Below are 14,306 nucleotides of genomic sequence, written 5' to 3'. Positions count from 1 at the left end.
TTATTCAGCCAAAACCTTTTCATGCAGGGCGTCGGTTCCGGCCCTGCAGAGGTAGCAATTATGAGTTTCTGGAGTTTACTAAGACAGCGTAGCTGGGGACTGCTATTGGTGGTTGCTGGCGTATGCGTTATTACATTTATTATTTCACATCTTATTCCCGGTGATCCGGCTCGCCTTCTGGCCGGTGAGCGTGCAAGTAATGAGATAGTTCAGCATATTCGCCAACAATTGGGTCTTGATTTACCACTGTGGCAGCAGTTTGCCCATTATGTCGGCGCACTTCTTCACGGTGATCTAGGAACATCGATACGTACAGGTCGCCCCGTATTGGAGGACTTGAAAGACTTCTTCCCAGCCACACTTGAGCTGGCATGTTGTGCGCTACTGGTTGCACTGGTCGTGGGTGTACCGCTGGGTGTTCTCTCTGCGGTTTATCGTAACCGTTGGCTGGACCATCTGGTGCGGCTACTGGCACTGACTGGCATCTCCACACCTGCCTTCTGGCTTGGACTGGGTGTCATTGTTTTATTCTATGGAAAACTCAACCTGCTGCCAGGGAGCGGAAGACTGGATGACTGGTTTGTTCCACCACCCCGTGTCACCGGATTTTACCTGATAGATTCGCTGCTGAGCGGTGATCTGGATGTTTTTTTCAATGCCTTTAAGCACCTGATCCTGCCTACCACCACCCTAGCATTTGTACATCTCGGAATAGTGGCTCGCCAGATCCGCTCAGCCATGCTTGAGCAGCTCAGTGAAGATTATATCCGCACAGCATTGGCGAGTGGTCTTACAAGGTTCACTATTATTGTGCGCTATGCCCTTCCTAATGCCCTTATTCCCTCTGTAACCATCCTGGGGTTGGCACTTGGCGACCTTTTGTATGGCGCCGTTCTAACCGAAACCGTTTTTTCCTGGCCAGGTATGGGGGCTTACGTGGTTTCTTCCATTCAGGCACTCGATTTTCCTGCCGTAATGGGTTTTGCGATCGTCGTGTCGTTCGCCTATGTGCTGGTCAACCTGTGTGTAGACCTTCTTTATCTGTGGATCGATCCACGCATGAGTCGGGGAGCTAACTAAATGATGATGACGCAAGAACACCCCACCGTGATGAAAAACAATGCCACGATTACCGCCTGGAGGCGGCGTTTCTGGTTGCTGCGTAAAAGCCCACTGACCGTCATCGGGGGAGTGATCATATTGCTCACGTTGATGATGATGGTATTTTCGCCCTGGCTTGTTCCCCTGGATCCTAACGCCATCAACCTTACCGACCGACTGTTGCCACCCTCGCCAACACACTGGTTCGGCACTGACGAAGTGGGTCGCGATCTGTTCAGCAGGGTGCTGATAGGAAGTCAACAATCTGTTGCAGCCGGTTTGTCTGTCGTGCTACTGGCGGGTACGAGTGGCTCGTTATTAGGATGTTTGTCCGGTGTGCTGGGCGGACGCAGTGACGCACTTATCATGCGTCTGATGGATATCATGCTGTCCATACCTTCACTGGTTCTGACTATGGCACTGGCCGCAGCACTTGGACCCAGCCTATTTAATGCCATGCTGGCTATTTCGATTGCCCGCATCCCTTTTTACGTTCGGCTGGCTCGCGGGCAGGCGCTGGTCGTTCGCCAACATACGTTTGTCGAGGCATCTAGAACCTTTGGTGCCTCGCGCTGGCATCTCATCAGTTGGCACATTCTGAGAAACGCGCTACCTCCGCTTATTGTTCAAGCATCGATGGATATCGGTAGCGCCATTTTGATGGCCGCGACGCTCGGCTTCATTGGCCTGGGTGCACAACAGCCAACGGCTGAATGGGGTGCGATGGTGGCAAATGGGCGTAATTATGTGCTCGATCAGTGGTGGTATTGCACCTTTCCGGGGGCCGCCATTCTGATTACAGCCGTCGGGTTCAATCTATTCGGTGACGGAATTCAGGATCTGCTGGACCCAAAAGCAGGAGGACGTAACTGATGAAAAACAGGGTGCTCACGATTGAAGATCTGCGCCTGAGTTTCCCGGTGTTTCAGGGAGAAGTGAAGGTACTCAACAATATATCAATGCATATCGATCGCGGCGAAATTGTCGGTGTCGTGGGTGAATCAGGTTCTGGCAAGTCCGTTACCGCCATGCTTTCTATGCGGCTCATTCCACAGCACAGTTATCGCATCAACAGTGGCAAACTTGAACTCATGGGCAAAGATGTCCTGAATGCCAGTGAAAAAGAGATGCGCGAAATGCGCGGCAAAAAAATTGCCATGATTTTTCAAGAACCGATGACGGCACTTAATCCGACTCGCCGGATCGGTAAACAGGTGGTGGACGTGATCCGCCAACATAGCCCCTTATCTTCACGCGAGGCCAGGCGTCGGGTGATGGAACTACTCAGTGATATGCAAATCGCTGATCCAGCGAACATCATGGAACGCTATCCATTTGAACTGTCAGGAGGTATGCGCCAGCGAATCATGATTGCGCTAGCATTTTCCTGTGAGCCAGACCTGCTGATTGCTGACGAACCGACAACCGCACTGGACGTTACAGTTCAGCGGCAGGTACTTCGCTTACTGAAACAAAAGGCCAAAGCAACGGGAACGGCGGTACTGTTTATCAGCCACGATATGGCTGTCGTATCGCAGGTCTGTGATCGCTTGTATGTCATGTATGCCGGCTCAGTTATTGAAAGTGGTTCTACTGACGCGGTACTGCAAAAACCTTTTCATCCATACTCTGTCGGCTTGCTTGGCTGTACACCTGATGCCAGCGAGCCGCGTTCAGTTCTGCCATCTGTACCGGGAACGGTACCTAATATGGCGAAGCTACCCTCGGGATGCGCCTTTCGTGAGCGCTGTTTTGCAGCCGGTGAAGCTTGCGCTAATGTACCCCATCTTCGTTCAGTTGGTGAAACGGAACAACAGGTCGCGTGCTGGTATCCACAACAGGAGAAGACCAATGTCTGAGTCACTTATTGAACTGACCGATGTCCATGTCAATTTCCCGGCCCGAACTAACTGGCTTGGCAAGGTGACGGAACGCGTTCATGCGCTTAATGGTCTGGATATGGTGGTGCAACGCGGTGAAACCCTGGGAATTGTCGGCGAATCCGGCTGCGGGAAAAGTACGTTGGCTAGGCTGCTGATGGGGATGATCAGCCCCTCATCGGGTCAATTTGAGCTGGCACGGGCACCCTATTCCTGGTTAGGCCGCGGTATGCAGATGGTGTTTCAGGATCCGCTTTCCTCTCTTGACCCACGATTGCCTATCTGGCGAACCATTACAGAACCCGTATGGATACAAACCCATCCGGGGGAAAAAGAGCGCCGCGACCTGGCTGCAAAACTGGCGTCACAGGTTGGGATCCGTCAAGAATACCTGGATCGTCTCCCCCATGCTTTTTCCGGTGGTCAGCGCCAGCGTATTGCTATTGCCCGCGCCCTGTCGGCGCAACCCGACATTATTGTTCTGGATGAACCCACCTCAGCGTTGGATATTTCAGTACAGGCGCAAATCCTGAACCTTCTGGTTGATTTGCAAAAACAACAAAACCTGACGTACATCCTGATTTCTCACAACGTCTCGGTCGTTCGTCATATGAGCGATCGTGTTGCAGTGATGTACCTCGGGCAGATGGTTGAAGTTGGCGAAGCCAGACAGGTCCTTGATTCACCCTCACATCCCTACACTCGTCTTCTGATGGAGTCAATACCGCGCATTGGCGCCCCCCTTGACGGGGCACCACATAACACTGAATTACCGAGCAATAGACACTTACCCATTGGGTGCTATTTCAAGGATCGCTGCCCGTTTGCGACTGTGGCGTGTGAAAAACCGCAAACACTGCGATCACTGACAAACGGCAGTTCATCTCGCTGCTGGAAAGCAGAGAGTCTGCTGGATGTATGACGGGCGCTAATTAAACAGTAACTAATTAACAAATATCATTTTTATTACTGATTCAAATGGGATTTTGTGGAGTTATAGAGATATGAATATTGTTGTTCTTGGCAGTGGTGTAGTGGGGGTGGCAACCGCCTGGTACTTACGTCAGGCAGGCCATGATGTTACTGTAATTGATCGCGAGCCCGGTCCGGCATTAGGCACCAGCGCCGGTAATGCAGGGCAAATTTCGCCAGGATACGCCGCACCATGGGCAGCGCCAGGCATTCCATTTAAAGCGGCAAAATGGATGGTACAGCGGCACGCACCATTGTCGATTCGGCCAGACGGCACCTGCTTCCAACTGTCCTGGATGTGGCAAATGCTAAAGAACTGTAATCCGCAAAGCTATGCGGAAAATAAAAGCCGCATGGTGAGGCTGTCAGAATACAGCAGAGACTGCCTGAAGTTACTGAGATCAAGTTCAGGTATTCAGTATGAGGGGCGTCAGGGCGGCACATTACAACTTTTTCGTACTGCGCAGCAGTATGAACACGCTTCAAAGGATATTGCCGTCCTTCGGGATGCAGGTGTCCCTTATGAGCTCCTTGAATCACATCAGTTAGCCGATGTTGAACCTGCTCTCGCACCAGTAGCTCGCAAGCTTACGGGGGGGTTGAGGCTGCCAAATGATGAAACGGGAGACTGCCAGCTTTTTACTCAACAACTTGCAAAAATGGCCGAAGAGGCCGGAGTACGTTTTCGCTACAACACACCGGTAGACCAACTCATGACGTCAGGCAGTCAACTTACCGGCGTGAAGTGCGGAAATGAGACGGTGACTGCGGACGGATATGTAATGGCATTGGGTTCATACTCAACGAACCTTCTTAAAGGGCTGATGCATATCCCGGTCTATCCGTTAAAAGGCTATTCACTCACGATCCCGATCACGGATGAAAGCAGCGCTCCGGTATCCACCGTGCTGGATGAAACCTACAAGATTGCCATTACGCGCTTTGATAATCGCATCCGGGTGGGCGGCATGGCTGAAATCGTAGGTTACAGCGATACACTGCTCCCGGCCAGGCGGCAAACGCTGGAGATGGTTGTTCAAGACCTGTATCCTCGCGGAGGGCACATAGAGCAGGCGACATTCTGGACCGGCCTGCGCCCGATGACACCGGATGGAACACCCATTGTAGGGCGCACGCCTCTTAGCAATCTGTGGTTAAACACCGGTCATGGAACATTGGGATGGACTATGGCCTGTGGATCGGGCCAACTTCTGAGCGATGTTATTTCTGGCAAAAAACCGGAAATTCAGCACAACGATTACACTGTCTCACGATACGCCATGTAAACCGTTGGCACTCGGTTATCACCCGGGTGCTTAACGCATCGCCACCTGATAAACAGCAGCGAAAACCCATATTCGCCCTCGAACAATATGACGCCGAGACCACCAAGCCGTGTAGCAGGCCATGTTAAGGGGAGATCGCCCCTCGGTGTGCTAGGCCCGCGATCACCACTCCCGCAGCAAACCGGGTTAAAGGGAGAGCGCGCCGAAGGGGTAGAAGCGGACATGCTGTTACCAACCGCTCTGGCCAGCCTAACCCCATACTGGCGATAACATATCATCACTTAGTATACAGGTCGCGCATCATTGCTTCGCGCAAAATAGCATTAAGCCGGGTTTGATAGCCCTTACCTGGCCCTTTGAGCCATTCCAGAACATCTGCATCAATCCTGACAGACGCATGCTTTTTAATGGGTCGGTAAAACTGCCCACGCACTGTATTTTTCCAGAATGCGTCGCTCAATGCGGCTACATCACTGTAATCAATATCGCAATCAGGCTTCTCAGACAATGCTTTCAGCTCCGATTCCCGCGTTTCAGTCAGAGGCGCCAGTTCACTTTGTTTATATCTAACGGTGCTCATAACGTTTCCTCTCTTTCCGATCAGCCTTTCGTGCGCTGATGATGCGAATAATCTCTGTCCCGTCCTCAAATCGTACTGTATGCGCCACAAGAACCACTACACAACCGGTTGTTACCACCCCAATGGTCTGCCAGCGGTACTCGCCATTCTCCAAACGGTCCTGCGCTGAAAGATGAAAAGGATCTTCAAAAACCAATGCAGCCTCTTCAAAACGGAGTCCGTGTTTGCGGAAATTTATCTCAGCCTTAGCTGAATCCCACTCAAAATCCAAGTCCATATGGCAACTGTTAAATCACATTTTTGTATATACATATTAGTATAAACAAAAATAACAGATTTACCATAAAATCCGGGCTACAAAACCTACCCGACGGCTTAAAAAAGCACATGGATATACTTAAATGATGGCTAATATAACCCCTAATCTACAATTGAAAACCAGCAAAATGGCGTTCACTGAAAACCAAAAGTTTATTATTAAACAGATAAACCATAACGGTATTGGAATACATTGATTCAAGGCCGTAAAGCCGTTCTGCGAGGTGGTGTTAAACGAAGAGTGCCCCATGGTGCGCTAGGCCCGCGATCACCGCTTCCGCAGCAAACCGTGTTAAAGGGAGAGCGCGCCGAAGGGGTCGAATTGGCCGTGTTTTTCCCGGCCAACCGAGCACCCCTCGGTGTGCTAGGCCCGCGATCACCGCTTCCGCAGCAGACCGTGTTAAAGGGAGAGCGCGCCGAAGGGGTCGAATTGGCCGTGCTTTTCCCGGCCAACCGAGCACCCCTCGGTGCGCTAGGCCCGCGATCACCGCTCCCGCAGCAGACCGTGTTAAAGGGCCCGCGCCCCATGGCAAATAGATCGCCCTCAGCTTGCCTGGCGGCTCAACGACTGACGATACTCCACCAAATCCTCAATGGTCACCACCGGCATCTGATGCCGATTGCCGAAGGCCACAATTTCCGGCGCATGCGCCATACTACCGTCTTCATTAGTCACTTCACACAGCACACCCATCGGTTTGAGACCGGCAAGCGTCACCAGATCAATACTGGCTTCGGTATGTCCACCCCGGGTCAACACCCCGCCAGGCTGCGCGCGCAAAGGAAAAACGTGGCCGGGCCGATTAAGATCCGACGGTTTAGCGTTATCCTGAATGGCGGCACGAATGGTGGTCAGGCGATCGGCGGCAGAAACACCGGTAGTCACCCCTTCAGCAGCTTCAATGGTCACGGTGAAGGCCGTTTGATAATGGCTGGAATTGTGCTCCACCATCATCGGCAAATCCAACTGCAGCCGACGATCCTCGGTCACGCAGAGACAAACAATACCGCTACCGTGACGAATGGCCAGAGCCATTTGTTCCACAGACATATTTTCGGCGGCAAAAATCATGTCGCCTTCATTTTCACGATCTTCATTATCAAGCACCAACACACCGCGCCCGTGGCGTAATGCATCCAGTGCATTTTCCACGCGTTCTGTCGGGGTACCGAATTCGGAAAGAAGCGTCTGATTCATGGTAAATAAAACCTCATAAAAAATATGGATTACCAGAACCAGGGCAGACTTAGGAGTGAGCCTAATAAAAAGGCTGAAAAGTGAACGACAATGAGCTGGTAACTGACTCATTAGTAAACCGCTACTCTCTCCCATCCGGACTATAACCGTCGGCCCCGGAATTTCACCGGATCTGCTGACCTCGGACTAGGTGCAATCCGAGCGCTCGCGGGCTTCCTGTAACATGATCACTTAATGCAATCATTACACAGGTTTACCGCCGGTGGGGAATTACACCCCGCCCTGAGAATAAACGCAATAACTATAACGCCATTGGATAATCAGGGCAATTAACAAAGCAAATATTTCCAGCGCACTGTTTTAGTTTCTAATCCTACCATCTGGCATTACACTTAAACAAAACCAACCCACTGGGGAACGAAAGATGATTGACACCAAAAAAATCGAACAACTTGCCCGTCAGATTCATGAGTCCCTGCCCAAGGGCATCCGCGATCTGGGTGACGATATGGATAAAAAAATCCGCCAAGTATTGCAAAGCCAGTTCAACCGGATGGATTTGGTCAGCCGCGAAGAATTTGATGTACAGACCCAGGTGCTGCTACGCACACGCGAAAAGCTAAACCAGCTGGAACTGCGGATCAACGCACTGGAAACCATGCCGGGCGCGACTAAGGCCGCTGGCCAGACCGAGGCACCGGCTAACGCGACAAAGGCGACCGACGCAACGCCCGACGACGCGCCAGACACCGTTAAAGACGCTAACTAAACCGGCAAAAGACGCTTATATCCCCGTTCGCATTTGGGGCATAGGTATCTACACATCTTCGAACGGGCCCAGAATGGTTGTCGCCAGCCGGGTCAGTTCTTCCGGTGTGTATTCTGACAATAACGTCAGCGTATTCAGTAAGATCCCCAACCCCGCCAGCAGTGACGAGGCACTTCCCCGCCGCCCCACCTCACCGAAAGCGATGGGCCTGCCTGGGGTTTTACCCGTCTGCCTGTCTCCTTATCGGTTCGTTTGGGTTTTGCCACCCGGATGATATCCGCAGCCAGGGCATCCATATGGGTGTGGTTATCGGACAGGCCATCCGTCAGCGTTGAACAGCAACCCTTGCTGTCTGTCAACGTCTGTGCCAGCTTTTCTGGGCACTGGCGGCATTTTTAATCGCACAACTGAGAGGATCTGCGGGTGTCATATGTTGTTTAACCAGCGTCTGATATCGGCGGTTAAGCCGGGCATCAGGCCCGGCAAAAGAGAGATTGAGTGCATGCACAAGAGTAATAGCATTAATCACAATAAATGCGTAGATACCTATGCCGATTGGGCAAGGGTTTACGGGGCAATTGCTAATAATGTGGTAAATTAGTCAGCATTTTGCAGGCCAGCACACAGGGGAAACATGGCGCGGGCTATAAAAGACTTACTTACTTTCAGAACATTAGGGCTTCCAGATCTAAGGGAACTTGAAAGCGAATTCAGGCTTGAGCCTACTCCTGAAATCAACGCTGCCGATTCCGTTGAAAGCGCCGTTTCCCTTCTCGAACAACATATGGGTTTTAATGAACCGAATATGCTTCTCGTGCCAAAATACACACATCGGTACCCTCAGCATTTTAAGAAGTAACCTTGTCCACATCGTGGAAAAGCGTATTGATGCCCGCGAGCGTTATGTACTTCTTGCTCTCGATACGCTTGATAATCCGTATGAAATTTGGGAAACCATGTATGACGACCATATGGTGAGATATATTTTTATCGGCGCATCGCATACAGACAAAAACAGCAAATGCTTGTTGTAGCGGCTCCCTGGGACGGAAAAGTACTCTGGAACTTCATGCATACAGATGCAAAGAGCCTGAACAAGCATCGTCAGGGTGATCTACTTTATAAAAGGCATTAAAAAGCCGCCATTCAAAGAAACAGCGGCCCTCGGATTAAGTGCCTGATTATTTTACACCTTCAGGCGGGAGGTGTGAGGTTTCACCCTGACACAGAAGTTAGGGCTTCTATGGGGTTCTTCCACCGACTAGTGCACCCTAATGCAGTCAGCTTCTCGCTCAAGAGTAATAGTACTTTCTTTTGACTGGCCCGTCAAAAATTTGTGGTTGCACAAATATCGTCTTCAACGCTCCATTGCCTATTCTCAATACTGAATGCCTATGTGACTGCTCCCCGCCGTAAACGGCATAGGTATCTACTCATATTCGAACGGGCCCAGAATGGTGGTCGCCAGCCGGGTCAGTTCTTCCGGTGTGTATGACAATAACATCAGCGTTGAACGGCAACCCTTGCTGTCTGTCAGCATCTGTGCCAGCTTTTCTGGGCACTGGCGACATTTTTGAAAGGATCTGCGGGTGTCATATGTTGTTTAACCAGCGTCTGATATCGGCGGTTAAGCCGGGCATCAGACCCGGCAAAAGAGAGATTGAGTGCATGCACAAGAGTAATATCATTAATCACAATAAATGTGTAGATACCTATGCATTTGGGGCGAGGGTTTACCACGGATCTCGCTAAACCATGATGTCATCACGGCAGCACGCGTCGTCACCGTGATGAACGCCAGCGAACACCTAACCGCGCTTGCCGCTTTTAATCGCGTTGATGATGTTGGTTGTGGAACACCCGTCTTCGAAATTCAATACCTGGACGTCGCCACCGTTAGCCCAAACCTCCTCACTGCCGGCAATCTGCTCGGGCCGGTAGTCACCGCCCTTCACCAGTAAATCAGGCAATATCTCAGCAATCAGCCGCTGCGGCGTATCCTCTTCAAACGCCACCACCCAGTCTACCGCCTGTAGCGCGCCCAAAACCGTCATACGCTGCGCTAACGGGTTAACCGGCCGGGAATCACCCTTTAGACGGCGCGTCGACTCATCGCTGTTTACCGCCACAATCAGCCGATCCCCCAGGCGTCGGGCCGTGGCCAGGTAAGTCACGTGACCGGCATGCAGAATGTCGAAAATACCGTTGGTCATGACCACTTTTTCACCACGCTGCCGCGCCTGGGCAACCGCCTGGCGCAGTTCGTCTTCGCTCATCACGCCGAATCCAGCGTCACCGCGGCCCTGAATGGCATTTTCCAGCTCAATGGGGCTGACGGTTGACGTGCCGAGCTTGCCGACCACCACCCCGGCCGCCGCATTAGCCAGAAAACAACACTCTTCCAACGGTCGACCTGCCGCCAGCGCCGTTGCCAGTACGCCAATCACCGTATCGCCCGCGCCGGTGACATCGTAAACTTCCTGCGCCAACGTCGGCAAATTAAGCGGTTCCTGACCCGGCTGCAGCAACGTCATGCCCTGCTCGGAACGGGTGATCAGCAGTGCCGACAGCTCACACTCTGCAATCATGCGCATACCGCGACTCACCAGTTCATCCTCGTCACGGCAATGCCCTACCACCGCTTCAAACTCGGAGAGATTCGGCGTAAGCAGCGTCGCACCACGATAACGGCCGAAATCTGTGCCCTTGGGATCAACCAGCACCGGCACGCCGGCGTCCCGCGCCAGTTGGATCATGTCCTGCACCTGCGTCAATGCGCCTTTGCCATAATCCGACAATACCATCGCACCAGCGGCCGGCAACGCCTGTTGGATCCGCTCGCGCATCGGCGTCAGGTCTACATCCTCGAAACCCTGCTCGAAATCCAACCGAATCAACTGCTGGTTGCGCGACAATACCCGCAGTTTGGTGATAGTGGGATGGGTGGCCACCGTCACAAAATCGCAGGTGACGTTCACTTCGCTTAACCGCGCACCCAGCGCACGCGCTGCGTCGTCAATCCCGGTAAGGCCGACCAGACGCGATGCTGCGCCGAGGGCGGCAATATTCATCGCCACGTTGGCGGCACCGCCGGGGCGCTCCTCAATCGTCTCCACTTTAACCACCGGCACCGGGGCCTCTGGTGAGATACGACTGGTGGGGCCATACCAATAGCGATCCAACATAACATCACCCACGACCAGCACGCCTGCCCGGCGAAAATCAGGCAAAGTCACTTTCATCCTATAGCTCCAGACTCAACGATTTTATTGCGCGAGATAGTAGCATAGCCCGCATGAATTCTCTCTTGCCAGGAGGTGGAATTGCCACTTCCTCCACCCGAAGATCACCCTAACCACTGTTGCCAATAACGGGTGATCAATGCCCGCTCCGTAAGAAATCCATCGGTCGCCACCCGGCCCGGCAGATCTTGTAGCGCTAAATGATGGATCTCGTCACGCAGGGTGATATAGGCCTGAGTCAAGGCACTGGCCTGCTCCTGGTTGATGATGCCGTAACGCGCCATCAACTCGAAAATACGCACATTATCGGACCAGCGCGTCAGTTCCGGGATCGTGGCGGCATGACGCAACACCAAATATTGCGCCATAAACTCAATATCGGTAATGCCCCCTTCATCAGCCTTGATATCAAACATCTCGCTGTTTTTGCCGGCCAGATGCTCACGCATCTTGGTGCGCATGCCACTCACCTCGGCCCGTAGCGCCTCACCATCACGCTCACGGCACAACACAACGCGGCGGATGGCCACAAAACGCACCCTGAGATCCTCATCGCCGTAGACCATCCTCGCCCTGACCAGGGCCTGGTGTTCCCAGGTCCAGGCTTCATGCTGCTGATACGCCTCGAACGCCCCGAGAGTACTGACCAACATCCCCGCAGCACCTGACGGACGCAGTCGTGGATCGACTTCATAAAGGATCCCCGACGGTGTACGGGTACTGAACAGATGCATAATCCGTTGGGCCAGGCGCAGGTAGAATTGTCGCCCGTCGATACAGCGTTCACCATCGGTCATGGCATCTGCCGGGCAGTCGTGCAAAAACACCACGTCAAGATCGGAGCCATAGCCCAGTTCCCAACCGCCTAACTTGCCATAACCAATAACCGCAAATCCCTGCCCGCCGCTCTCCGGCAGGTGATTCGGTCGCCCATAGCGCGTCACCATGGTTTTCCAGGCCTGTTCGATCACCGCGGCAATCATCGCCTCCGCCAGATAAGTCAGGTGATCGCTCACCCGCATGACCGGTAGTACGCCGGTAATATCACTGGCAGCAATACGCAAATGCTGTGCTTGTTTGAACTGCCGCATGGCATCGAGCCGCTGTTCCTCGTCCTGTTCCGGCACCCGCAGCAAATATTGGCGTAACTCGTCGCCATACGCCTTGGGTTCTAACGGATGGTAGAGCGTGGCGGGATCGAGCAGCTCATCAAGCAGCAGTGGATGGCGGGCCAGTTGGGTGGCAATCATTGCCGAGGCGGAACACAGGCGAATCAAATGGGTCAATGCGCCTGGGTATTCCACCAACAGCTCCAGGTAGGTAGTGCGGGAAACAATGCTCAGCAGCATCGGCGCCACCCTGCCGAACACCGCATCCGCCGCAGGCTGGGAACACATTTGCGCCAACAATCTGGGCATCAGTTGATCCAAGACCCCACGCCCGCGTGGGCCAATGGTTCGTTTATCCACATCATGCCGGAACCCGTCAATCAGTCCGCACAGCCGCCAGCGACCGGCCTCATCCAGGGTCGATTCTGCCAGCCCGTTCTCCGGATCCGGCGTTTCGTCAAACCACAGCGCACCGTAGCGCCCAAAATCCGAAGGATCGGCCGGATCGGGAGCATCATCGCCGATCAGTTCGTCAAAAATGCCCCGCACCAGTTGCATATGCCGCGCTAACGTTTGTAGCATGGACGGCCAGTCAGCCTCGCCCATGCCATAAGCCAAGCGGGCCCGATTTAAATCATCTTCGGGTAGGGTCTGGGTTTGCTGATCGCCGATCGCCTGCAGTAAATTCTCCAGCCGCCGCAGATACATATAAGCATGGTCCAGACCTTGTGTCTGTTGCGCACTTAGCAGACCCAACTCACCAATGACCAACAGCGCCGGCTGCAGAGCGCGTTGCTGCAGCCGGGGTTCACGCCCGCCGCGAATCAACTGGAACACCTGGGTGATAAATTCGATCTCACGAATACCGCCAGCACCCAGTTTGATATTGTCCTTCAATCCCCGCCGCCGTACCTCGCGGGCGATCATAATCTTCATATTGCGCAGGGATTGAATCACACTGAAATCGATGTATCGCCGGAAGACAAAGGGCCGCAGCATGCTATACAGTTCACGGGCATAGGCATCATCCTGGGCGCCCATCAGCCGCGCTTTAACCATGGCGTATCGCTCCCAGTCACGGCCCTGTTCCTGGTAATAATCCTCCAGCGCAGCAAAACTCAACACCAGCGGTCCACTGTCACCGAATGGGCGCAAACGCATATCCACGCGATAAACAAACCCATCACTCGTGGGTTGATCCAGCACTTTAATCAGCCGCTGCCCCAAACGCGTAAAAAATAACGCATTATCCAGCTCGCGGCGGCCGCCTCGGGTATGTCCATTTTCTGGGTAGACAAAGATCAGGTCGATATCGGAGGAAAAATTAAGCTCCCCACCCCCCAGTTTGCCCATGCCCAGGACCAATAGCGGCTGCGGATCGCCCACCGCATTGGCCGGCGTGCCCCATTCAACACAGCAGGCGTGATAAAGCCAGTCGCGCGCGGCAATAATCAGGTTTTCGGCCAGTTGACTAAGCTGAGTCAGGGTCTCGGTGGTGGTGCACAGACCCAGCGCCTGCGCACAACCGATACGCACCAACGCCCGGCGCCGAAACCACCGCAGCGTCTGCATCAAACCCGCCTCATCGCGCACCGACGCCAACTGCTGGCGCAATATGCTGGCATATTCGCGCCATTCATCGGCCTGCACTGGGTTGTGTCCCAGCTCATCGAGCCAATCAGGGCGAGCAATCAGCGCCTCGCTGATAAAATCACTTAAGGCCAAAGGAACGGCCATAGCATCATCCAAAGAGAGGGGCCAAGGCGCCCTGGCGGCAATCTCACGCGCCTGCTGAGATAAGCGCGTCGGTAAAGGCAGGTTCATCATTGGACTCCTGTTGGTGTGCCGCGA

Annotated in this window: 13 protein-coding genes and 1 riboswitch; of the genes, 7 read left to right on the top strand and 6 right to left on the bottom strand. The window is 53.3% G+C overall.

What is annotated here, in order from left to right:
• The first annotated feature begins 60 nt into the window (after positions 1-60).
• The 5 genes from SJI19_RS07860 to SJI19_RS07840 all read left to right on the top strand — a co-directional run bounded on the left by SJI19_RS07860 (position 61) and on the right by SJI19_RS07840 (position 5,239).
• Positions 61-1,080 (top strand): ABC transporter permease, encoded by a 1,020-nt coding sequence (locus SJI19_RS07860; protein ID WP_323477702.1) that lies wholly within the window; start codon positions 61-63, stop codon positions 1,078-1,080.
• Positions 1,081-1,974: a D,D-dipeptide ABC transporter permease gene (gene ddpC, locus SJI19_RS07855; protein ID WP_323477701.1), complete on the top strand. Its 894-nt coding sequence runs from the start codon at positions 1,081-1,083 to the stop codon at positions 1,972-1,974. It begins immediately after the preceding gene.
• Entirely contained in the window at positions 1,974-2,960 is a 987-nt protein-coding gene (locus tag SJI19_RS07850) for an ABC transporter ATP-binding protein (RefSeq protein WP_323477700.1), read from the top strand. The genes ddpC and SJI19_RS07850 overlap by 1 nt, the downstream gene beginning before the upstream one ends.
• Positions 2,953-3,903 (top strand): ABC transporter ATP-binding protein, encoded by a 951-nt coding sequence (locus SJI19_RS07845; protein ID WP_323477699.1) that lies wholly within the window; start codon positions 2,953-2,955, stop codon positions 3,901-3,903. Before SJI19_RS07850 ends, SJI19_RS07845 begins: the two co-directional genes overlap by 8 nt.
• 82 nt (positions 3,904-3,985) lie before the next feature.
• On the top strand, positions 3,986-5,239 hold the full coding sequence (locus SJI19_RS07840) for a D-amino acid dehydrogenase (RefSeq protein WP_323477698.1): 1,254 nt from the start codon (positions 3,986-3,988) through the stop codon (positions 5,237-5,239).
• A 277-nt stretch (positions 5,240-5,516) separates the two neighbouring features.
• Here SJI19_RS07840 and SJI19_RS07835 read toward each other — a convergent pair whose 3' ends face one another.
• The 3 genes from SJI19_RS07835 to ribB all read right to left on the bottom strand — a co-directional run bounded on the left by SJI19_RS07835 (position 5,517) and on the right by ribB (position 7,335).
• Complete coding sequence (locus SJI19_RS07835) at positions 5,517-5,819, bottom strand: BrnA antitoxin family protein (RefSeq protein WP_323477697.1); 303 nt, start codon at positions 5,817-5,819, stop codon at positions 5,517-5,519.
• Entirely contained in the window at positions 5,806-6,096 is a 291-nt protein-coding gene (locus tag SJI19_RS07830; RefSeq protein ID WP_323477696.1) for a BrnT family toxin, read from the bottom strand. The genes SJI19_RS07835 and SJI19_RS07830 overlap by 14 nt, the downstream gene beginning before the upstream one ends.
• 585 nt (positions 6,097-6,681) lie before the next feature.
• Positions 6,682-7,335, bottom strand: coding sequence for a 3,4-dihydroxy-2-butanone-4-phosphate synthase (gene ribB / locus SJI19_RS07825; protein ID WP_323477695.1), 654 nt, complete (start codon positions 7,333-7,335; stop codon positions 6,682-6,684).
• A 119-nt stretch (positions 7,336-7,454) separates the two neighbouring features.
• A riboswitch (FMN riboswitch) is annotated at positions 7,455-7,629 on the bottom strand.
• Between the two features lie 130 nt (positions 7,630-7,759).
• On the opposite strand from ribB, the gene ubiK reads away from it, so the two are divergent.
• Complete coding sequence (gene ubiK, locus SJI19_RS07820) at positions 7,760-8,104, top strand: ubiquinone biosynthesis accessory factor UbiK (protein WP_323477694.1); 345 nt, start codon at positions 7,760-7,762, stop codon at positions 8,102-8,104.
• A gap of 48 nt (positions 8,105-8,152) precedes the next feature.
• On the opposite strand, the gene SJI19_RS07815 is transcribed toward ubiK, so the two are convergent.
• Complete coding sequence (locus tag SJI19_RS07815) at positions 8,153-8,293, bottom strand: hypothetical protein (protein ID WP_323477693.1); 141 nt, start codon at positions 8,291-8,293, stop codon at positions 8,153-8,155.
• Between the two features lie 605 nt (positions 8,294-8,898).
• On the opposite strand from SJI19_RS07815, the gene SJI19_RS07810 reads away from it, so the two are divergent.
• The gene (locus tag SJI19_RS07810; RefSeq protein WP_323477768.1) at positions 8,899-9,138 is read left to right on the top strand and encodes a PBECR2 nuclease fold domain-containing protein; all 240 of its coding nucleotides are present in this window, start codon (positions 8,899-8,901) and stop codon (positions 9,136-9,138) included.
• Between the two features lie 774 nt (positions 9,139-9,912).
• Here the strand turns inward: SJI19_RS07810 and hldE are convergent.
• Both hldE and glnE read right to left on the bottom strand, forming a co-directional pair.
• Complete coding sequence (hldE, locus tag SJI19_RS07805; protein ID WP_323477692.1) at positions 9,913-11,346, bottom strand: bifunctional D-glycero-beta-D-manno-heptose-7-phosphate kinase/D-glycero-beta-D-manno-heptose 1-phosphate adenylyltransferase HldE; 1,434 nt, start codon at positions 11,344-11,346, stop codon at positions 9,913-9,915.
• A 104-nt stretch (positions 11,347-11,450) separates the two neighbouring features.
• Complete coding sequence (glnE, locus tag SJI19_RS07800) at positions 11,451-14,282, bottom strand: bifunctional [glutamate--ammonia ligase]-adenylyl-L-tyrosine phosphorylase/[glutamate--ammonia-ligase] adenylyltransferase (protein WP_323477691.1); 2,832 nt, start codon at positions 14,280-14,282, stop codon at positions 11,451-11,453.
• Positions 14,283-14,306: the final 24 nt, after the last annotated feature.

Origin of the sequence: Acerihabitans sp. TG2 (genome assembly GCF_035013185.1) — a bacterium.
In the GTDB taxonomy this organism is placed as follows: Bacteria; Pseudomonadota; Gammaproteobacteria; order Enterobacterales; family Enterobacteriaceae; genus Acerihabitans.
The sequence above is the reverse complement of the archived record's forward strand: the minus strand, read 5'-3'. Positions and strand labels throughout refer to the sequence as shown.